A 458-nucleotide genomic window follows, 5' to 3' on the forward strand; every position below is an offset into this window, starting at 1 on the left:
GGGCCTGCACTTCCTCCGCAATGGAGGGCGTATCTGCCGTTGTGGTGTCGGTGCTGTGCTTCTCACGAATGTCACGGAGGATCGCTTTCAGATCATCGGCAAGCACATGACCGAAATAGTCATCCTCCCGCACCTGGGCCAGCTCCAATGTCAGGGTGGAAAGATCGTCCTGCCCGTCCTGCTTCATCAGGGCCATCTTCCGTACCGCTTCCAGCATGGCGTTCATATCGTTGATCCGCATATCAGCGATCCGGTCCACATAGATCTCCGCATCTAACATCATACGCTGGAAATCCCTGTGGCACAGCATTTCCGACAGCAGTCGGTGATTGAACTTCCCCGTCCTTAATACTTCTATCGCACCATCACTGAGATGCAGAGCGTTCAGCTCTGTGTCTGGGTGATTTTTTGTTTCTGTCATGCCCAGCAGATAGTCCGTGGACACGCCGTAGAACTTC

1 pseudogene is annotated in these 458 nt (G+C 53.9%); it reads right to left on the reverse strand.

Annotated elements, in window-relative coordinates:
• A pseudogene (locus JQM66_RS12475) lies at positions 1-283 on the reverse strand (helix-turn-helix domain-containing protein); the annotation flags it as partial.
• Positions 284-458 lie beyond the last annotated feature (175 nt).

This window comes from Oscillibacter valericigenes, from assembly GCF_021531915.1.
Lineage (GTDB): Bacteria > Bacillota > Clostridia > Oscillospirales > Oscillospiraceae > Oscillibacter > Oscillibacter valericigenes_A.